This is a genomic window from Aeromonas sp. TW 6 (genome assembly GCF_013168745.1).
Taxonomy (GTDB): domain Bacteria; phylum Pseudomonadota; class Gammaproteobacteria; order Enterobacterales; family Aeromonadaceae; genus Aeromonas; species Aeromonas caviae.
On the sequence record NZ_JABERS010000023.1, the window covers coordinates 41,176 to 60,200 of the forward strand.

The 19,025-nt window shown below is 61.9% G+C and carries 20 protein-coding genes; all 20 read right to left on the reverse strand.

The window, feature by feature from the left end; translation table 11 throughout:
- Positions 1-34 precede the first annotated feature (34 nt).
- Complete coding sequence (locus tag HKD46_RS12785) at positions 35-901, reverse strand: chemotaxis protein CheW (protein WP_104455537.1); 867 nt, start codon at positions 899-901, stop codon at positions 35-37.
- Positions 898-1,692 (reverse strand): ParA family protein, encoded by a 795-nt coding sequence (locus tag HKD46_RS12790; RefSeq protein ID WP_161469823.1) that lies wholly within the window; start codon positions 1,690-1,692, stop codon positions 898-900. Before HKD46_RS12790 ends, HKD46_RS12785 begins: the two co-directional genes overlap by 4 nt.
- A gap of 4 nt (positions 1,693-1,696) precedes the next feature.
- Positions 1,697-2,605: an OmpA family protein gene (locus tag HKD46_RS12795; protein ID WP_043154490.1), complete on the reverse strand. Its 909-nt coding sequence runs from the start codon at positions 2,603-2,605 to the stop codon at positions 1,697-1,699.
- Between the two features lie 2 nt (positions 2,606-2,607).
- Positions 2,608-3,345 carry a flagellar motor protein gene (locus HKD46_RS12800; protein WP_171865495.1) on the reverse strand — a complete coding sequence of 246 codons (738 nt, stop codon included), beginning with the start codon at positions 3,343-3,345 and terminating at the stop codon, positions 2,608-2,610.
- Positions 3,346-3,347: 2 nt separating this feature from the next.
- Positions 3,348-4,463 (reverse strand): chemotaxis response regulator protein-glutamate methylesterase, encoded by a 1,116-nt coding sequence (locus HKD46_RS12805; RefSeq protein WP_109112101.1) that lies wholly within the window; start codon positions 4,461-4,463, stop codon positions 3,348-3,350.
- 31 nt (positions 4,464-4,494) lie between these two features.
- A complete protein-coding gene (locus HKD46_RS12810) occupies positions 4,495-6,645 on the reverse strand; it encodes a chemotaxis protein CheA (protein ID WP_171865496.1) in 2,151 nt (716 codons plus the stop codon).
- An 11-nt stretch (positions 6,646-6,656) separates the two neighbouring features.
- Positions 6,657-7,397: a protein phosphatase CheZ gene (locus tag HKD46_RS12815; protein ID WP_171865497.1), complete on the reverse strand. Its 741-nt coding sequence runs from the start codon at positions 7,395-7,397 to the stop codon at positions 6,657-6,659.
- 12 nt (positions 7,398-7,409) lie between these two features.
- Positions 7,410-7,793, reverse strand: a complete 384-nt coding sequence (gene cheY / locus HKD46_RS12820) for a chemotaxis response regulator CheY (protein WP_010673934.1) — start codon at positions 7,791-7,793, stop codon at positions 7,410-7,412.
- A gap of 110 nt (positions 7,794-7,903) precedes the next feature.
- The gene (locus tag HKD46_RS12825) at positions 7,904-8,623 is read right to left on the reverse strand and encodes an RNA polymerase sigma factor FliA (protein WP_029314170.1); all 720 of its coding nucleotides are present in this window, start codon (positions 8,621-8,623) and stop codon (positions 7,904-7,906) included.
- Positions 8,616-9,491 carry a MinD/ParA family protein gene (locus HKD46_RS12830; protein WP_010673932.1) on the reverse strand — a complete coding sequence of 292 codons (876 nt, stop codon included), beginning with the start codon at positions 9,489-9,491 and terminating at the stop codon, positions 8,616-8,618. Before HKD46_RS12830 ends, HKD46_RS12825 begins: the two co-directional genes overlap by 8 nt.
- A gap of 1 nt (position 9,492) precedes the next feature.
- Positions 9,493-10,989: a flagellar biosynthesis protein FlhF gene (gene flhF / locus HKD46_RS12835; RefSeq protein WP_010673931.1), complete on the reverse strand. Its 1,497-nt coding sequence runs from the start codon at positions 10,987-10,989 to the stop codon at positions 9,493-9,495.
- A 16-nt stretch (positions 10,990-11,005) separates the two neighbouring features.
- Complete coding sequence (gene flhA, locus HKD46_RS12840; RefSeq protein WP_171865498.1) at positions 11,006-13,108, reverse strand: flagellar biosynthesis protein FlhA; 2,103 nt, start codon at positions 13,106-13,108, stop codon at positions 11,006-11,008.
- 273 nt (positions 13,109-13,381) lie between these two features.
- Positions 13,382-14,512, reverse strand: a complete 1,131-nt coding sequence (gene flhB, locus HKD46_RS12845) for a flagellar biosynthesis protein FlhB (protein ID WP_171865499.1) — start codon at positions 14,510-14,512, stop codon at positions 13,382-13,384.
- Between the two features lie 74 nt (positions 14,513-14,586).
- On the reverse strand, positions 14,587-15,384 hold the full coding sequence (fliR, locus tag HKD46_RS12850; protein WP_010673928.1) for a flagellar biosynthetic protein FliR: 798 nt from the start codon (positions 15,382-15,384) through the stop codon (positions 14,587-14,589).
- Between the two features lie 91 nt (positions 15,385-15,475).
- Complete coding sequence (gene fliQ / locus HKD46_RS12855) at positions 15,476-15,745, reverse strand: flagellar biosynthesis protein FliQ (RefSeq protein ID WP_010673927.1); 270 nt, start codon at positions 15,743-15,745, stop codon at positions 15,476-15,478.
- 126 nt (positions 15,746-15,871) lie between these two features.
- Positions 15,872-16,630: a flagellar type III secretion system pore protein FliP gene (fliP, locus tag HKD46_RS12860; RefSeq protein ID WP_010673926.1), complete on the reverse strand. Its 759-nt coding sequence runs from the start codon at positions 16,628-16,630 to the stop codon at positions 15,872-15,874.
- Positions 16,617-17,000: a flagellar biosynthetic protein FliO gene (fliO, locus tag HKD46_RS12865; RefSeq protein ID WP_010673925.1), complete on the reverse strand. Its 384-nt coding sequence runs from the start codon at positions 16,998-17,000 to the stop codon at positions 16,617-16,619. The genes fliP and fliO overlap by 14 nt, the downstream gene beginning before the upstream one ends.
- A complete protein-coding gene (gene fliN, locus HKD46_RS12870; RefSeq protein WP_010673924.1) occupies positions 16,997-17,392 on the reverse strand; it encodes a flagellar motor switch protein FliN in 396 nt (131 codons plus the stop codon). Before fliN ends, fliO begins: the two co-directional genes overlap by 4 nt.
- Positions 17,393-17,433: 41 nt before the next feature.
- Complete coding sequence (gene fliM / locus HKD46_RS12875) at positions 17,434-18,507, reverse strand: flagellar motor switch protein FliM (RefSeq protein ID WP_010673923.1); 1,074 nt, start codon at positions 18,505-18,507, stop codon at positions 17,434-17,436.
- Positions 18,508-18,517: 10 nt separating this feature from the next.
- The gene (gene fliL, locus HKD46_RS12880) at positions 18,518-19,024 is read right to left on the reverse strand and encodes a flagellar basal body-associated protein FliL (protein ID WP_010673922.1); all 507 of its coding nucleotides are present in this window, start codon (positions 19,022-19,024) and stop codon (positions 18,518-18,520) included.
- Position 19,025 lies beyond the last annotated feature (1 nt).

Genomic DNA, 19,025 nt, shown 5'->3' on the forward strand with positions numbered 1-19,025 from the left:
AATTAGCAATAAAACCATGGCGATGCCGACGTTGTCAGCGGCCTTCGATGTTCACGCCCCGGCCAAGCAGCAGCAAGAGCTCCCTGACGTGCAGCAGGGCACACATCTTCTCCTTGACCATGCCGGCCAACCAGGGGCGCTTGCCCTCCTGATGGCGCCACTTCACCTGGTCCCGGTGCAGCAGTTCTGTGCCCTTCAACTGGTGACAGGCCAATCCCCAGGGTGATTCTCCCAGCATAATCAGATATTTGTAATCGTCCATCTCCAGATGCTGGCCCGGCATGACCCACTGGGCCGTGTCCACCACGTTCATCTTCTGCTCGCGGGAGGTCATGATCCCCTTGTACCAGCCCGGCTGGCCGAAGAGAGAGGTCACCTCCCCCAGTTGATGGATGCCCCCCAACTCGGTCAGAGGCACCGCAAACGTCACCCCGGCCACGTCGAAGAAGAGCGCCTGAAACTCGTTGCCGGTATCCAGGTTCTCCCAGGTCGACGGTGCGGGCGCCGCTTCGAGGGCGGGTGCGGGTTCTGCCACCGCGAGGGCGACGGGCTCGACCTCCTCCACCACGGCTTCCACCACCGGCTCTGCCAGGGCGACCAGAGGCTCACTGTCAACCACCTCTGCCTCGAGCTGGAATGGTTCGACATGCACCTCTTCGTGGCTCAGGGCATCCATCTCGAACTGGACCTGTCCCACCTGGGCAAGCAGCTCGCTCAGCTGGGCCAGTCGGGTATCGGTTTCAAGATAGGGGGTGGCAGCCACCTCCGGCACGGCGACGGTCTGACGTTGCAACGCAGGGGCCGGTGCTTCGTCTTCGGGATCTTCCCGCAGCAGGGCATCGTCCAGCAGCAGGGAGTGGAAATAGTCGTCCATGGCCCGAACCTGGGTGGTCTCTCTCACGGCATCACCTCCTGGGTCAGTTGACGCTCCAGCGCGTCGAGATGGTTGAGCAGGGTCTCATAGGCATAGGTGCCCCGGCTGCCCGGTGCATAGATGGAGGGAGGAATGTGCACCAGACTGGCATCCCTGAATTTGGTGTCGATGGGAATGACCGCATTCCACACCGCCTCCCCATACTGCTCCTTGATGGACTGCAATGTCATCAGGGAGGCGCGGGTACGCTTGTCAAACATGGTCGGAATGATGGTGTAGCGGAACTTCTCCCGCTTGGAGCGCTGCATGATCTCGAAGGTCTTCATCATCCGCTCCAGCCCCTTGAGGGCCAGGAATTCGGTCTGCACCGGCACCAGGATGCGATCGCAGGCCGCCAGCGCGTTCACCATCATGACCCCCAGCACCGGCGGACAGTCGATGAGCACGTAGTCGAACTGATCCTGCACCCGCAGCAGAGCGCGCTTGAGCACCAGCCCCATCCCTTCCCGGTTGCCCATCACCCGATCCAGCGTGGCCAGGGTAATCGAGGCAGGCAGCAGGCTGATGTTCTCGAATCGGGTCTTGAGGGTCATCCGGTTGACCAGCTCGGCGCTGGGTTTGGCCGCCTGGAACAACTCGTACAGGGTGCCTTCCAGCCTGTCCGAGTCGAAATCGAGATAGGAGGTCAGGGAGGCGTGGGGGTCGGTGTCGATCAGCAGTACCCGCTGGCCACGCTGGGCCAGAATGCCCGCCAGGGAGACGACCGTGGTGGTTTTACCGACTCCACCTTTCTGATTGGCAACCGTCCAAACAATCACTGTATCAATCCTGCCTTGTTGTTATGCGTATGCCCCCACCGGGCAGCGCGATCACCCTGATCTTTTCACTGTCGACACTCTGCGGTGCGTCCTGCACTGGTGCCACCGTCAGCGGTTTGACGGGGGCTGGCGGCACCCAGGCGAACCTGGATATGGCGACCACCACCTTGCGATTCTGTAATCGTCCCTGCTCGGTGCCATTGTCGACGAAGGGGGAAAACTCTCCGTACGCCTCGTAGGCGAGCCGACCGGGAGCCACCCCCTTGCCCACCAAGGCATTGAGCACTGCCTCGGCACGGGCCGCTGACAATGTCCAGTTGGAGCGGAAAATTTCGTTGTTTATCGGTTGGTTATCCGTGTAGCCCCGCACCCTGACATAGTTATCGACCGGTTTGAGAATACCTGAAAGCGTATCGAGCACGGGTGCGGCATTGCTCCCCAGAAAAGCGCTGCCACTGTTGAACAGGAGACCTGAACTCAGCTCCACCGTCAGCCAGTTGTCATCCTGCGCAAGCTTCACCACCCCTGCATCGACCAGGGCGCCCATGGACTCCTGGATCTGCATGTCGATCTGTGCAAGAGCCGTGCCATCTTGCGAGACGGGCGTGCCCGTGATGGGTGCCCGCGAGGGGGACGCAGAGGCCTGGCTCTCCAGCAGGCTGGGGGCGGCCGAGACCGGGTTGTCCAACAAGGAATTGCCCCGCCCTTCCAGCAGACCATCGCTGCGCGGCGCCTGGTTGAAGGCCTGAGTCATGCCCTCGATGACGGCGCGGTACTCCTCCTTGTTGACGATGGCAACGGAGTAGAGCACCACGAAAAGGGCGAAGATGAGCGTCATGTAATCGGCATAGGAGACCAGCCAGCGATCGAGATGCTCTCGCCCTTGCAGGTGCAAACGATAGCGCTTGCGCATGGCTACTCCCCTTTCAGATAAGCCCGTAACCGCCTTTCAACCTGCGGGCCGCTCTCCCCGTGGGCGATGGCCAGAAGCCCCTCCAGGGTCATCTCCTGATAGAGACCGTAATGGTAGTGGAAGGCGCGCAACCGATTCGCAATTGGCAGATAGAGCAAGTTGGCAAAGCCCACCCCGTAGATGGTGGCGACGAAGGCCACGGCAATGCCCGCCCCCAGGGTGCCTGGCTCCTCCAGATGAAACATGGCCTGGATGAGGCCAATCACGGCCCCGATGATGCCGATGGTGGGGCTGTACCCCCCCATGGACTCGAACACCCTGGCCGAGTGCTCGTTGCGCTCCTGCTCGATGTCGATATCCGCCTCCAACAGGCTGCGGATATCCTCGATGGAGACGCCATCCACAATCATGGAAAGCCCCTGGCGGGTGAAGGGATCGGGCTCGGCCTCGGCCTGGTTTTCCAGCGCCAGCAAGCCTTGCTGGCGGGCGAACTGAGCCCACGCCTTCAGGCGCTCGGCCTGCTCCGCAAGATCCAGCTGCGGCGGAAACAGCATCCAGGTAGCCTGCCTCAGGGCACTGAGCAGGTACCTGCGGGGAGTCTGCAAGATCACCGCCCCCCAGGTTCCCCCGACGACGATGACAAAGGCCGGGCCATCCAGCAGGGTCAGCAGGCTCCCGCCATGCCACCACTGGGCGATGGCGACGGCCCCCAGCGCCAGCACCAGGCCGAGCATGCCCATGGTCAGCGGCCCAACTCGACCAGAATGCGCTGGGCCACCCGATCCAGCGGCAGGGATTCGCTTGCTATGCCCGCCTTGGCAACGGCCTGGGGCATGCCATAGACCACACAGGAGGCTTCATCCTGCGCCCAGATGGTCGCCCCCTGCTCCTTGAGCAGACGGGCACCGTCGCGGCCATCCGCGCCCATGCCGGTCAGGACGATGGCCAGCACCTTGTCGCCATAGGTCTTGGCGGCGGAGGCGAAGGTGATGTCCACACAGGGTTTGTAGTTGACCTTGTCATTGCCATCGATGATGCGAAGACGGGCACCGGGCCCGCGCCCTTCCAGCAGCATCTGCTTGCCACCGGGGGCAAGATAGGCCTGACCCGGCTTGAGCACGTCGCCATCCTGCGCCTCCTTGACCCCTATCTGGCACAGCCCGTTGAGGCGGGCGGCAAAGGCAGCGGTGAAGGTGGCCGGCATGTGCTGGATCAGCAGAATGGGATGAGGGAAATCCCCCGGCAGCTTGGTCAGCACGTTCTGCAGTGCCACCGGCCCGCCGGTGGAGGTACCGATGGCAACCAGCTGGTAACTCTTGCCACTGCGCTTGAACGCGGCGGGAGCCGCCGCTGCCCGCACAGGCTCGGGCTGGCGTTCGGCCAAGGGGCGATTCAGGGTCCCCGTGACGGCGGGCCGGACGGCAGGCTCGGGGGCGCGGGGCCGGGTCGCCATCAGGAAGCGCTTGCGGGCGATCTCCTTGACCCGCTGCTGCAGCAGGTTGACGGCTTCGTCCTTGTCCCGGGCGATGTCTTCAAACTTCTTGGGCAGAAAATCGAGGGCGCCCGCATCCAGCGCATCCAGGGTTGCCTTGGCTCCCTCGTGGGTCAGGGAAGAGAACATCAGGATGGGGGTCGGACACTTGGCCATGATCTCGCGCACGGCGCTGATGCCGTCGAGCACCGGCATTTCAATGTCCATGGTAATGACGTCGGGCCGCAACTGCTGCGCCTTGTCTACCGCCTCCCGCCCGTTCTGGGCCGTGTCGATCACCGTCATCAGGGGATCCTGATTGATGATTTCGCTGACCCGACGGCGGAAGAAACTCGAATCGTCGACCACTAATACCTTGACTGCCATTGTTATTCTTTTAACTCCTTGAGCCTGGCGCTCAGTGGCGACGGGCATAGGCCTTGAGCAGGCTGGGCACATCCAGAATGAGGGCGATGCCGCCGTCGCTGGTAATCGTGGCGCCGGCCATGCCGGGGGTACCTTGCAGCAGGTTGTCCAGGGGCTTTATCACCACCTCTTCCTGGCCGATGAGGTTGTCTACCACGAAGCCGACCTGCTGGGTGCCGATCTGGACGATGACCACGTGGCCCTGGTCCTGGCGGGCCGTCTTGCCGGCACCGCGTACCAGCCACTTGTGCAGGTAGAACAGCGGAATCGCCTTGTCACGGACGATGATGGTGAGCTGGCCATCCACCACGTTGGCCTTTTTCAGATCCAGGTGGAAAATCTCATTCACGCAACCGAGGGGCAGGGCGAAGGTCTGTTGACCCACCTCCACCATCAGGGTCGGCAGAATGGCCAGGGTCAGGGGAACCTTGATCTCGAGACGGGTGCCCTTACCCCAGGTGGAATCGATGTGCACCGAGCCATTGAGGCTGACGATGCTGGTCTTCACCACGTCCATACCCACTCCACGGCCGGAGATGTCGGAGATCTCCGACTTGGTGGAGAAGCCGGGGGCGAAGATCAGGTTGTAGGCATCGTTGTCGCTCATGCGCGCCGCGCTGTCAGCATCGAGCACGCCACGGCTGATGGCGATGGACTTGAGCTTCTCCGGGTCCATCCCTGCGCCGTCATCCTCGATGCAGAGCAGAATGTGGTCCCCTTGCTGGGAGGCGCTCAGGGTGATGGTGCCCTGACGGGGCTTGCCCGCCTTCTCGCGCACGTCCGGCATCTCGACGCCATGGTCGCAGGAGTTGCGCACCAGGTGAACCAGGGGGTCGGCCAGGGCCTCCACCAGGTTCTTGTCCAGATCCGTGTCCTCACCCACCATCACCAGCTCGATCTCCTTCTTGAGGGTACGAGCCAGATCGCGCACCACGCGCGGGAAGCGGCCGAATACTTTCTTGATAGGCTGCATGCGGGTCTTCATGACCGCGCCCTGCAGATCGGCGGTCACGACGTCGAGGTTCGCGACAGCCTTGGACATCTCTTCGTCATTGCTGGCGATGCCGAGGCTCACCAGGCGGTTTCTCACCAGCACCAGTTCGCCCACCATGTTCATGATGACGTCCAGGGTCTTGGTATCCACCCGCACCGTGGTATCGCTCTGTACCGCGCTGCTCTCGGCGGGAGCGGCCTGCTTGGCAGGGGCGGCCCTGGCTGGCGCTGTGGGCTCTGCCGGCGCAGGTTTGGCGGCCACTGGCGCCTTGGGCGGCGTCACCGGGGCTGCGGGGGCAGCGGGTGCCGGAGCCTTGGGTTCGGGCGCAGGAGCAGGTGCCAGACTGTGCTGGGGCGCCTGGCCACGGCCGTGCAGTTCATCCAGCAGGCGCTCGAACTCATCGTCGTCGATGAGCTCGTCCACCTCTTTCTGGACCGAGTGCAGGGGGGCCAGATCGGGGGCACCACCGTGCTGGCCCTGACCATGGAGCTGGTCGAGCAGAGCCTCGAATTCGTCGTCTGTGATGTCACCTGAACCGCTCAGCACGGGGGCGGCAGAGACCGTCGGCGCTTTGCCGACACCGTGCAGCTCATCGAGCAGGCGTTCAAATTCGTCGGCGGAGATCTCGTCGATGGAGCCACCGCCATTGACGGCGACAGGCGCCACCTCGGCGATGACCTCGGGTTCTGGTGCGGGTTCGGGCTCAGGCTCGGGTGCTGGCTGGGCCGCCACGCTGGCGGTACGCAGCTGCTCCTGCCCTTCCGGCTTGCACAGCTCGTGCAGATCGTGCAGCAGATCGGGAGAAGCGGGGCTTATCTCTTCGCGGTTCTGGACCTGGGCAAACATGACGTTGATGGCATCCAGCGCCTGCAAGATGACATCCATCAGCTCGGCACTGAGGGTCCGCTTGCCGTTGCGCAGCATGTCGAACAGGTTCTCGGCACCGTGACAGACATCCACCAGTTCGGTGAGGGAGAGGAAGCCCGCTCCCCCCTTGACGGTGTGGAAGCCGCGGAAGATGGCGTTCAACAGGTTCTTGTCATCGGGCCGCTTTTCCAAGTCGACCAGTTGTTCAGACAACTGTTCCAATATTTCTGATGCTTCGACCAAAAAGTCTTGCAGTATGTCTTCATCAACTTCGAAGGCCATGCGTCACTCCATTAGAATCCCAGGCTAGACAGCAGATCGTCCACATCATCTTGACCATTGACCACATCTGAGCGGGTCTGCGGGTTCATGATGGGGCCTTCCGCCTCGATGCCTCTCACTGGCAGGCTACGTGCCGAATTGTCGCTAACGCCCTCACCGAACATGGTCAGCATCTCTATCAACTTCGTTTCAACTTCCTGCACCAGTTTGATCACCTTGCGGATCATCTGACCGGTCAGGTCCTGGAAATCCTGAGCCATCAGAATTTCCGTCAGCAGTTGTCGTAACTTATCGGCATCCGTCTCAGAAGCCTTAATAAAATCATTCAGTTGATGGCACAGCGCCTTGAATTGACCCAGCTCGAGATCCCGGCTCATCAGGGCATTCCAGTTGGGCATGACCAGCTGAATGTTGTCGTTGAGTCGATCGGCGATGGGAAGGCTTGCCTCGACCGCATCCATGGTGCGATTGGCCGCCTTGTCCGTCATGTCGATGACATAGCTCAGACGCTCCCGGGCATCCGGGATTTCATGGGTGGCCAGGTCGGGGATCCTGGGATCCAGGCGAAAATCCTGCAATGAGTTGTGCAATTGGCGGGTCAGCTGCCCCACCTTGTCAAACAGGGCCGCCGCATTGGGGGCGCACACATCGGCGAGGATGGTATCGGCCTGTTCAAACTCTTCCCGCTCCAGGTGGGCAACCAGCATCCTTGCCTGGTCAAGCGAGATCATGGCACTCGTTTTGGCCTTCATCCCTGCCGCTCCTTAGCCGATACGTTCAAAGATTTTGTCGAGCTTCTCTTTGAGGGTGGCAGCGGTGAACGGCTTGACGATATAGCCATTGACCCCGGCCTGGGCGGCTTCGATGATCTGCTCGCGTTTGGCTTCGGCAGTCACCATCAGAACCGGCAGGTGCTTGAGCTTGTCGTCGAGGCGAATCGCCTTGAGCAGGTCGATGCCCTGCATACCGGGCATGTTCCAGTCGGTGACCACGAACTGGAAGTCGCCATTTTTCAGCATCGGCAACGCCGTGTTGCCATCGTCTGCTTCATGGGTATTGTTGTATCCCAGGTCACGCAGCAAGTTCTTGATAATCCGGCGCATCGTTGAAAAGTCATCGACGATGAGGATTTTCATGTTCTTGTCCAAAGTTCCTCCTAAATAGCCGCCAAGACGGCTCACTTACATGATGCAGATCGCAGGTTTTATGGTGCGGATTATGCCTTAGAGTTGTGCTCCAGTGTAGCCAGTACAACCACTTATAAATTCCAATCTCGCAAACGGGCGCGCAGCCTGTGCATGGCCTGACTATGAATCTGGCTCACCCGAGACTCACTTACACTCAATACTTCACCGATCTCGCGCAGATTCAGCTCTTCATCGTAATAAAGGGAGAGCACCAGCGCCTCCCGCTCCGGCAGGCGGGCGATGTGCTCCGCCAGGGCCCCCTGGAAGCGTTCAGCCGCCAGATCGTCGAATCCTCCCTGACCGTTGCCTTCATCGGGATGACCGATGACATCTTCGCTGACGCCCAGATCCTCGATGCCGATGATCTTGCCGCAGGAGACATCCTGCAGCATGGCATGGTACTCCCCGAGGGAGACCCCCATATTGGCGGCCACCTCGGTGTCTCTGGCATCCCGGCCATGGGCCTGCTCCACGTTCTCGATCGCTTCTGCGATGGCACGGCTGTTGCGGTGCACCGAGCGGGGCACCCAGTCCCCACGGCGGATCTCGTCGAGCATGGCACCACGGATGCGGATGCCGGCATAGGTTTCAAAGCTGGCGCCCTTGCTGCCGTCAAAGTTGCGGGAAGCTTCGAGCAGCCCAATCATACCTGCCTGGATCAGGTCATCCAGCAAGACACTGCTTGGCAGGCGAGCCAATAAATGCTGGGCAATCCGCTTGACCAGCGGAGCGTGTCGCTCGACCAGCACGTAGGAATCCTGATGACGCAAGTATGCTTGGGCTTTATTCACGGGAGTCTTCCTGTGTTATGACCGGCTTTTGCAACAAGTTTTCCAGGAAAAATTCGAGGTGGCCGCCCGGCTGATTCGGGATGGGCCAGCTCGCCGCCTTGTTCGCCAGGGCACGAAATGCCAGGGCGGCAGGGGATTTTGGAAACGCCTCAACTATCAGTTTCTGCTTGCGCACCGCGGCCCGCAGGTTGGTGTCGTAAGGCACGCAGGCCACCAGCTCCAGGGAGGTATCCAGGAAGCGGTCGGTGACCCGGGTCAGCTTGGCGAACAGCTCCTGCCCCTCGCGCAGGGAGCGGACCATGTTGGCCACCACCTTGAAGCGGAATACACCGTGATCCTTGGAGAGGATCTTGATGAGCGCGTAGGCATCCGTGATGGAGGTGGGTTCATCGCACACCACCACCATGATGTCCTGGGCGGCACGGGTGAAACTCAGCACCATGTCGGAGATCCCCGCCGCCGTGTCCACCAGCAACACGTCCACCTGGGTCTTCATCTCGCTGAAGGCGCGGATGAGCTCGGCATGTTGTACCGGGGAGAGCTCGACCATGGACTGAGTGCCCGAGGTGGCTGGCACTATCATCATGCCGTAGGGCCCCTCGACGATGATGTCGTCCAGGGTGCATTCCCCCGCCAGCACATGGGAGAGGTTGCGATGCACCCTCAGCCCCAGCATGACGTCGACGTTGGCCAGACCAAGGTCGGCGTCCAGCACCAACACCCGCTTGCCCTGGGCGGCCATGGCTCCCGCCACGTTCAGGGTCACGTTGGTCTTGCCGACGCCCCCCTTGCCTCCGGACACGGCGATCACTTTCACTCGATTGTTTTGACGCATTTTGCGCAGACCACTCGCCTGATCCATATACATGTTACTCATAAAACTCCGAATCTTCGGATTCGCCAAAACCCGATCCCCAGAAATAGGGATCTTCTGCTTCCCGTTCCAGCGACCCCATGGCGGCACCGACCAGCAGCGCCGCGTTGGCAACTTGAATATCTTCCGGCACCCGTTGCCCGTCGGTGATGTAACTGATGGGCAGGGCGTTTTGAATGCACACGTTGATCACTTCACCCAGATTCAGGCTCTCGTCGAGCTTGGTCAGAATGCAGCCGGAGAGCGGAATGCGCCGGAAGTGATCCACCGCCTCCTGCATCACCCGTCGCTGGGAGGTGGCCGACATGACCAGATAACTGCGGATGCGCACCTTGGCATTCTTCACCAGGGTGTCGAGCTGTTCGGTCAGGCGGATATCCCGCTGACCCACCCCGGCGGTGTCGATGAGCACCAGCCGGCGATGGCGGAACTGATAGAGGGCACTGGCCAGCTCTTCGGCGTCCCGCACCTGACGCACCGGGCAACCCATGATGCGACCATAGGTCTGCAACTGTTCGTGGGCCCCGATCCGGTAGTTGTCCGTGGTAATGAGCGCCACCTGCTCGGCGCCATACTTCATGGCAAAGCGGGCCGCCAGCTTGGCGATGGTGGTGGTCTTGCCCACCCCGGTCGGTCCGAGCAGGGCCACCGCCCCTCCCTGACGCAGGATCTCGTCCTCGCTGATCTTGAGCTGGGCCGTCAGCACCTCGGCCAGTTGGGCCATGGCCTGATGGATCGGCATGTCTTCGGGGATGAGGCCCGCCAGTTGATCGGCGAAGGCATCGTCGAACCCCATCTTCTTGAGTTCCTTGATGAGCAGGGCGCGCATGGGTTCGCGGCGCTCCACCTCCTGCCACATCAGGCCGGAGATCTGGTGCTCCAGCAGCTTGCGGATGCTGGCCATCTCCTTGCGCATCCCCTCCATCTCCTGATCCCGCTGGGCTGACTGGGTCTGGCGCGGGGCGGCGGCAGGACGGGCCTTGGGCTTGGCGGGTTCGGGAGCGGCGCCCCACTGGCCCTGTTCGGCCAGGGTTCTGGGAGCACTGGCCGCGCCCGCCAGTCCGGCGGACTGGGTGCCGGCAGCGCCATTGGCGGGCCAGGAGGCCGAAGCTGGCTGACCGTTGCCTCCGTTGCCAGACCATGATCCCGGGGCGCCATTGCCACCCGCCGGGTTGGCCGGATTGAGCTTCTGCTGGCGTGCCAGCAGGGCCGCCAGGGTATCGGCGTAGTATTCGTTCTGTTCCTTGGGTGGCGCCGACCTCGTCATCTGCTTGCCCGCAGACGAGATATTGACGCTCTCTTCATTCAACTGACGGCGAACCGGCGCGTCTTTGGGCCCCGGTACCTGGGATTGATAATCGACGGCCGCGACTATCTCCACCCCACCGGTGACCTTTTTGTTGGACATGATGACGGCATCGGGTCCGAGAGTCTCCTTGACCTCGGCCAGCGCCGTGCGCATGTCTTTGGCAAAAAACCGCTTAATCTTCACCCGTCATCTCCGCTAACTAGCCCTGTCCCACCGCACTGACGATGCGGATCTGCTTGTCGTCAGGCACTTCCTGATAGGACAGCACGCGTAATCCAGGAATGGCATTCTTGACAAATTTCGCCAGGGTATTGCGCAATATCCCCGATGTCAGAAGCACGGCCGGCTGGCCTTCCAGTTCTTGTCGTTGAGTGGCTTCCACCAGGGAGCGTTGCATCCGCTCCGCCAGTCCCGGTTCGATACCGGCGCCATCTCCCCCACCTGCTTGCAGGGATTGATGCAATATACGTTCCAGTTCTGGTGACAAGGTGATCACCGGCAGCTCGGGCTCGGGGCCGGCAATCTCCTGCACAATCAATCTGCGCAGGGCGATCCGGCAGGCTGCGGTCAGCACTTCCGGGTCCGGGCTGCGGGGCGCATATTCCACAAGGGTCTGCAGGATAGTGCGCATATCGCGAATTGGCACGCCTTCATTGAGCAAATTCTGCAATACCTTCACCAGGTTGCCCATGCTGATCACCTCGGGAACCAGTCCTTCCACCAGCTTGCTCTGATGCTTCCCTATCATGTCGAGCAGTTGTTGCACCTCGTCATGACCCAGCAGCAGCGCCGCATGGTTGGAGAGGATCTGGCTCAGGTGGGTAGCCACCACGGTGGCCGCATCGACCACGGTGTAGCCAAGGGTCTGGGCCTGGGAGACCTGCTCCTTGGCGACCCAGACCGCCTCCAGCCCGAACGCCGGGTCCTGGGTAGCGATACCGTGGATCTGGCCGAACACCTGCCCCGGGTTGATGGCCATCTCCTTGTCGTGATAGACGGTGGCTTCCCCCGTGCTCACGCCCATCAGGGTGATGCGGTACTGGTTGGGGGCAAGATCCAGGTTATCGCGAATGTGGACGGCAGGCACCAGAAAGCCCAGCTCCTGGGAGAGCTTCTTGCGCACCCCCTTGATCCGGTTGAGCAGCTCGCCCCCCTGATTCTTGTCCACCAGAGGTATCAGCTGATAACCCACCTCCAGGCCGATGATGTCCACCGGCATGACGTCGTCCCAGCTGAGATCCTTCTGCTCCACCGGGGCATCCCCCTGGGCCGGCATGAGTTCACCGCTCGCCGCCTTCGCCTTGTTCTGCTTCTCGCGGCGCAGCAGCCACCAGGCGCCCGCCGCCGCCACCGCCCCCAGGCTCAGGAAAGCCAGGTGCGGCATGCCGGGTACGCTGCCCATCATCAGCAGGATGCCGGCGGAGATCACCAGCGCCTTGGGATTTTCGAACAGTTGGCCGAGTACCGCTGTCCCCATGTCCTGGTCGGTATTCTGACGGGTAACGATGATGGCCGCGGCAATGGAGAGCAGGAGCGAGGGGATCTGGGCGACCAGACCGTCACCGATGGCGAGCAGGGTATAGACCTGGGCCGCTTCGCCGAAGGTGAGCTGGTGCTGCATCATGCCGATGATGAAGCCGCCGATGATGTTGATGAAGAGGATCATGATGCCGGCGATGGCATCCCCCTTCACGAATTTGGAGGCACCGTCCATGGAGCCGTAGAAGTCCGCTTCCTGAGTCACGTCCTGACGGCGCTTCTTGGCCTCTTCCTGGTTGATGAGACCGGCGTTCAGGTCCGCATCGATGGCCATCTGCTTGCCTGGCATGGCGTCAAGGGTGAAGCGGGCGCTCACCTCGGAGATCCGGCCCGCACCCTTGGTGACCACCACGAAGTTGATGATCACCAGGATCATGAAGACGATGATGCCCACGGCATAGTTGCCGCCGATCACCACGTTGCCGAACGCCTCGATCACATGGCCTGCCGCCGCGCTGCCGTTGTGGCCTTCCAGCAACACCACCCGGGTGGAGGCGACGTTGAGGGCGAGCCGCAGCAGGGTGGCGATCAGCAAGACGGTGGGGAAGGCGGCAAATTCCAGGGGGCGGCGGGTATAGACCGCCACCAGCAGCACCACGATGGAGAGGGCGATATTGAAGGAGAAGAGGATATCCAGCATCAGGGGCGGAATGGGGAGTACCACCATGCCGAGGGAGGCGAGCACCAGCAGCGGGGTCCCGACCCCCTTGGTCAGCAACCACCTGTACTCTTTGAAACGGCCCAGCCCTGCCTTCAATCCCATCGTGCTTCTCAATGTTCAACTACCGATGCCGGATTAAAGCAAATATCAAGCCAATGATTCAATCCATTGATCTGCATGGGTTTTATTTTGATGCTGTCAGAAGTCCGTCGCAGGCTTTCCGGGCCGGGGCGGCAAGGAAGCTGGCGCTCCCAGCCGGGAGAACATTGGGGACGGGTCCCAGGCGAACAGGTCAGGCTCCAGCCAGCGCCTTACGACGCTCAGGTGGAAGCTTGGAGCTGCCCCTGGCGACAAAGCCAGACAGCAGCCAGCGCCTTACTTGCGAAACTCGGGTGGGATGGGCAGATCCTTGGCGAGGGGGGTCGGCCGCCGGCCACGGCCGCGGCGAAACTTCTTGAGCTGGTAGACATAGGCCAGCACCTGGGCGACGGCGGCGAAGAGCCCCTCCGGGATCTCCTGGCCAATCTCGGTGGCGTGGTAAAGGGCCCGGGTGAGCGGCGGGGAGGACATGACGGGGATGTCGTATTCGCGCCCGATCTCCCGGATCTTCATCGCCACCTCGTCGACCCCCTTGGCCAGTACCTTGGGCGCAGCCCCCGGCTTGCCCGCATCGTATTTGAGTGCCACCGAGTAGTGGGTCGGGTTGGTGATGATCACATCGGCCTTGGGGACATCCCCCATCATGCGGCGCATGGCCATCTGCATCTGCAACTGGCGTATCCGCCCCTTGACCTCGGGCTTGCCTTCGCTGTCCTTGAACTCGTCCTTGATCTCCTGCTTGGTCATCTTCAGCTGGCGATTGTGGTTCCAGCTCTGGAACGGCACATCGATGGCGACAATGGGGATCAGGGCGCAGCAGAGGATGATCAGCATCCAGAGCAGCAGGTCCAGAGCATCGACGATGCCGCCGGGAAAGCCCTCAAGAGAGAGATTCAGCAGATGGTTGAACTGGCTCGACAGCATCCACCAGGCGAACAGACTAATAAACACCACTTTCGCGATGGATTTGACAAGTTCTACCAGGGATTGCACCCCGAACATCCTTTTGATGCCGCTCAGGGGGCTCAGCTTGCTCCACTTGGGCAGCATGGCCTCGGAGGAGAAGTTCATCCCGCCGAGCAGGGTGTTGCCGACGAAGGCGGCGATGATCACCAGCATGAACAGCAGCCCCAGAGGCTGGATCAGCTCTCCCAGCAGGGCGGGCACCATGGCCCCCATGGCATTGGGGTCGAACGCCTGATCCCGGTCCAGGGTAAAGCCCATGGTGAGCACCTTGATCATGGCCCCTGCCAGACTCTCCTTGATCATCAGGAGGCCGAACACGGTCGCCAGCAGGACGCTGGCGGTACCCAGCTCCTTGGAGCGTGCAATCTGCCCTTTTTCCCGGGCCTGTTGCAGTCGTTTGCCCGTGGGTTGTTCTGTGCGTTCCTGATCGGTATCAGCCATGCTGGCCTCCTGCCGGCATCAGCCGGCTGGCGGCCCGCCAGAGTGGCGGCAAAAGGGCCGCAACCGGGAGGGCCTCAGTCATGCTGGCCCCCGAAGCACTGGACGTTGATGAGCTCGCAGCTGGTCTCCTGCACCCGCTCCCAGAGCGCGTCGAAGTGTCCCATGAAGCCACCGATGGTGAGCCAGAGGATGAAGAGCCCCGACATCATGCTCACCGCAAAGCCGATGCTGAAGATGTTGAGCTGGGGGGCCGCACGGGTCATCACCCCGAACGCGAAGTTGATCAGCAGCAGGGCGATGATGGCCGAAAGCGCCATCACCAGAGAAGCCTGATACATGACCCCGAGAAAGCTCACCAGGCTGCGGATGGCAGGCAGGGTGAGCCCGCTGTCAGATACCGGCAGGGTTTCGAAACTCAGCACCACCATGCGCAGCATCAGCAGGTGGCCGTCCACCGCGAGAAACACCAGGGTCGCCAGCATCAGGTAGAACTGACCCACCACGGGAGCCGACTGGCCATTCATGGGGTCCACCAGGGTGGCAAAGCCCAGGCTGGTCTGCATGGCGATGACCTGACCCGCCATCACGAAGGTCTCCAGCAGGAACTGGGTCATGAGGCCGAGCGCGATGCCGATGAGCAGTTGCTGCCCCAGCACCAGGAAGCTGCCGAGGGAGAAGAGCTCGATCTTCGGCATCGGGGGCAGCAGGGGGGCGATGATGAGGGTGATCGCCAGCGCCAGGCCGATGCGGATATGGGCGGGGGCGAGCCGGCTGCCAAAGACCGCCATCACCATCAGGAGGCTGCTCACCCGGGCCAGAGGCCAGAGGATGGAGGAGAGCCACTCCATGATGAGCGCCGTGGTGTAGGTCATGACAGCAACACTCCCGGCAGGGGCAAGCCAACGGGAGGACGCAGGCCCCGGTCTGCCTCGGCCAGAGCAAAAGAGTGGCCCTTGGCTGGCATCAGCCCACCACCTCGGGGATCTGGCTCACCATCAGCTGGAAGAAGTCCATCAGACTCTGCAATCCCCAGTGGGCCCCCGCTCCCAGGGCCAGCAGGGTGACCACCAGACGGGGCAGGAAGCTCAAGGTCTGTTCGTTGATGGAGGTGGCGGCCTGGAAGATGGCGACCACCAACCCCACCATCAGGCTCGGCAGGATCACGGCGCACACCATGATGGTCACCAGCCAAAGCGCCTCGCGAAAGACGTCGACGAAGGTTTCAGGACTCATTGCTCGCTCCTTTTGATGGGTTTGCCCAGGGCCGCATCCTCCTGGCCTCCTCCTTCGAAAGAAAGAGAGGCCTCTTCGCTTCCTCCCCGAGTGAAGGGGAGAGCCAGGGGGAGGGTCTGCCCTCCCCTAACCACCCGAGCCCAGCCCGAAGCTGGTGGCCAGGGAGCCCAGAATGAGGTTCCAGCCATCCACCATGACGAACAGCATCAGCTTGAACGGCAGGGAGACCAGCATGGGGGAGAGCATCATCATCCCCATGGCCATCAGGATACTGGCGACCACCAGATCGATGACCAGGAAGGGCAGAAACAGCATGAAGCCTATCTGGAAGGCGGTCTTGAGCTCGCTGGTGACAAAGGCCGGGATCAGCACCCGTAGCGGCACGTCCGCAGGCTCGGCCACCTGCACGTTCGCTATCTCCATGAAAGTATTGAGATCCTTGACCCGGGTCTGGGCCAGCATGAACTGGTGAATGGGCAGCTCCGCCTTCTCCAGGGCCTCCTTGGCCCCGATGGTCTCGGCCAGATAGGGCTGCAACGCCTCGTTGTTGATGCGATCCAGCACCGGCGACATGATGAAAAACGACATGAAGAGGGCGATGCCGATCAGCACCTGGTTGGAGGGGCTCTGCTGCAGACCGATGGCCTGGCGCAGGATGCCGAGCACCACGATGATCCGGGTGAAGGAGGTCATCATGATCACCATGGCCGGCAGGAAGGAGAGCGCGGTCATCAGCGCCAGCACCTGCAGGGTCAGGCTGTACTCCTGACTGCCATCCGCCATGGTCTTGACGGTGAGTGCCGACATGCCGTCCTGGGCCATCGCCAGGGGCGAGAGCACCAGAGAGAGCAGTGCCAGCCACCGGGTCCAGTTAACGTTTTTCATGCTTGCCCATCAGTTTGCCCAGTTGCTCGGAGAACGCCTGGGGCTGGCTCTCGTCCAGCGGCTCCTCCAGGCGATAGAGGAAGTTGACCTGCTGCGGCGTCACCCCGACCAGCAGTTGCTGGCCGCCCACCTTGACCACCATCAGCTTCTCCTTGTAGCCAAGGGGCAGGGTGGCGATGACCTTCATCTGGCCCCCTCCCATCACCTGGGAAAGCTTGCTCTTCTTGAGCAGGAAGCCGAGCACCAGGATGAGGCCGATCACCATCAGGCTGGAGAGCAGCCAGGAGGTGAGGCTGGGGGGATTGGCCCCTACCCCCGGGTTGGCCAGGGCAGGCAGGGAAAACAGCCACAACGGGAGCACACGGATCATTTGAGCTTCTTGATCCTTTCAATCTGGCTGATGACGTCGGTAAGGCGGATACCGAACTTGTCGTTCACCACCACCACCTCGCCGTGGGCGATCAGGGTGCCGTTGACCAGCACGTCCAGGGGTTCACCCGCCACCCGATCCAGCTCCACCACCGAGCCCTGGTTCAGTTGCAGCAGGTTGCGAATGCTGATCTGGCTGCGGCCCACTTCCATGGCGATGGTCACCGGGATGTCCAGAATGGTGTCCAGCTTGCGCCGCTCTTCGGCGCTGATGGGGGCTTCGTCCTTCAACTCCTCCAGGGGGGCAGGCTTGGCTTCGGCCGTGACCTGCTCCTCCAGTGCGGCCGCCCAGGCGTCAGCCATCAAATCCTGCTCGTCATCGGTTCCGCTCATCTTCAATTCCTCAGTGTTGCAACACCTCCCCGGGGGGAGGATCAATCAGGGTGTTTGTCAGAGATGCTTCGCTCGAGCTCTTCCAGCTCGGCTTCGCCATCAATGCGCACGCCCCCGCGGGTCACCAGATGCATCTCTGTCTTGACCCCGTCAGGGCGCTTGATTTTGTCGGTGATCTTGAGCGCCACGTTCTCCTTGGTGCGCCCCATCTTGGCGTGGAAGGTGGGCAGATCCTCCACAAAGACCAGCAGGTTCTCCGGCATCTCCACCGGGATGATGTCCCCGGGTCTGAGCTCCATCAGCTCACGCAAGGAGAGCTCGGTCTCCAGCAGCTTGGCCTTGAGCTCCACCTTGACGTCCATGATCTCGTCGCGCAGGGCCTTGCTCCAGCGCACGTCGGTATCCCCCTTGTCGCTCTGCACCCCCGCATCCAGCAGTTCGCGGATGGGTTCCAGCATGGAGTAGGGCATGGCCACGTGGAAGTCGCCGCCACCGCCGTCCAGCTCGATGTGGAAGGAGCTCACCACGATCACCTCGGTGGGGCTGACGATGTTCGCCATGGCCGGGTTCACTTCGGAGTCGAGGTATTCAAAGCCCACGTCCATCACCGGCGCCCAGGCATCCTTGTAGTCCTCGAACACCAGCTTGAGCAGCATCTGGATGATGCGCCGCTCGGTGGGGGTGAATTCCCGCCCCTCGATCTTGGCGTGGTAGCGGCCATCACCGCCAAAGAAGTTCTCCACCAGGATGAAGACGAGCCGCGCCTCCATGGTGATGAGCGCCGTCCCCTTGAGGGGGCGGAAACGCACCATGTTCAGGCTGGTGGGCACGAACAGGGTGTGGACATATTCGCCGAACTTGAGCATCTGCACGCCGTTGATGGAGACCTCGGCGGTGCGCCGCATCATGTTGAACAGGCTGATGCGCATGTGGCGGGCAAACCGTTCGTTCACCAGCTCCAGGGTCGGCATGCGGCCGCGGACGATGCGGTCCTGAGAGGAGAAGTCGAACTGGGCGATACCGGGATCCCCGGCAGCTCCCAGCTCCTCCTCCTCGACATCGTCGACGCCGTGCAGCAGGGCATCAATCTCGTCCTGACTTAACAGATCGCTCACGCTTCACCTTTCATTGCATGACAAAGCCGGTAAACAGCACTTGTTCGATTACGGGAGAAGAGACCAGGTCGTTCAGCACCCGGCGGCACTCTTCCAGCGAATCCTGACGCAGCTTCTCCTTGCCCTCGAAGGTCATCAGCTGTTCGGCGGTCGCCGAGCTGAAGACCCGCAGCAAGGTGCCTTCGATCAGGGGAATGTTCTGTTTGGCCAGGGTTTCGTCGGCGGTGCCGCGCACCATCAGCTGGATCTTGATCTGCACCAGCCGATCCCGCTGGCCTCCCGCCACGTTGAACACGAAGGGACGGGGCATGCCCACATAGAGCGAGGGCTGGGGCGTGTTCGCCTCCGGCTTGGCCTCGCTCTTTTCGGCCGCGGGCTCATCCCCACCGGCGAGCATGAACCAGGCGCCGGCGCCGCCCCCGCCAAGGAGCACGACAGCCAGGGCGACTATCATGATCAGCTTCTTTTTCTTGCCTGCCGCCGGATCCTTCAGCGTCAGTTCGTTATCGTCTGCCATC

Bases quoted from the DNA above. Each gene is read 5' to 3' on its own strand.
- HKD46_RS12815 (WP_171865497.1), bottom strand. From the start codon at position 7,397: ATGAAGGCCAAAACGAGTGCCATGATCTCGCTTGACCAGGCAAGGATG.
- HKD46_RS12800 (WP_171865495.1), bottom strand. From the start codon at position 3,345: ATGGGCATGCTCGGCCTGGTGCTGGCGCTGGGGGCCGTCGCCATCGCC.
- HKD46_RS12810 (WP_171865496.1), bottom strand. From the start codon at position 6,645: ATGGCCTTCGAAGTTGATGAAGACATACTGCAAGACTTTTTGGTCGAA.
- fliN (WP_010673924.1), bottom strand. From the start codon at position 17,392: ATGAGCGGAACCGATGACGAGCAGGATTTGATGGCTGACGCCTGGGCG.
- HKD46_RS12830 (WP_010673932.1), bottom strand. From the start codon at position 9,491: ATGTATATGGATCAGGCGAGTGGTCTGCGCAAAATGCGTCAAAACAAT.
- fliQ (WP_010673927.1), bottom strand. From the start codon at position 15,745: ATGAGTCCTGAAACCTTCGTCGACGTCTTTCGCGAGGCGCTTTGGCTG.
- flhA (WP_171865498.1), bottom strand. From the start codon at position 13,108: ATGGGATTGAAGGCAGGGCTGGGCCGTTTCAAAGAGTACAGGTGGTTG.
- fliR (WP_010673928.1), bottom strand. From the start codon at position 15,384: ATGACCTACACCACGGCGCTCATCATGGAGTGGCTCTCCTCCATCCTC.
- HKD46_RS12805 (WP_109112101.1), bottom strand. From the start codon at position 4,463: ATGGCAGTCAAGGTATTAGTGGTCGACGATTCGAGTTTCTTCCGCCGT.
- flhB (WP_171865499.1), bottom strand. From the start codon at position 14,512: ATGGCTGATACCGATCAGGAACGCACAGAACAACCCACGGGCAAACGA.
- fliP (WP_010673926.1), bottom strand. From the start codon at position 16,630: ATGAAAAACGTTAACTGGACCCGGTGGCTGGCACTGCTCTCTCTGGTG.
- HKD46_RS12795 (WP_043154490.1), bottom strand. From the start codon at position 2,605: ATGCGCAAGCGCTATCGTTTGCACCTGCAAGGGCGAGAGCATCTCGAT.
- fliO (WP_010673925.1), bottom strand. From the start codon at position 17,000: ATGATCCGTGTGCTCCCGTTGTGGCTGTTTTCCCTGCCTGCCCTGGCC.
- fliL (WP_010673922.1), bottom strand. From the start codon at position 19,024: ATGGCAGACGATAACGAACTGACGCTGAAGGATCCGGCGGCAGGCAAG.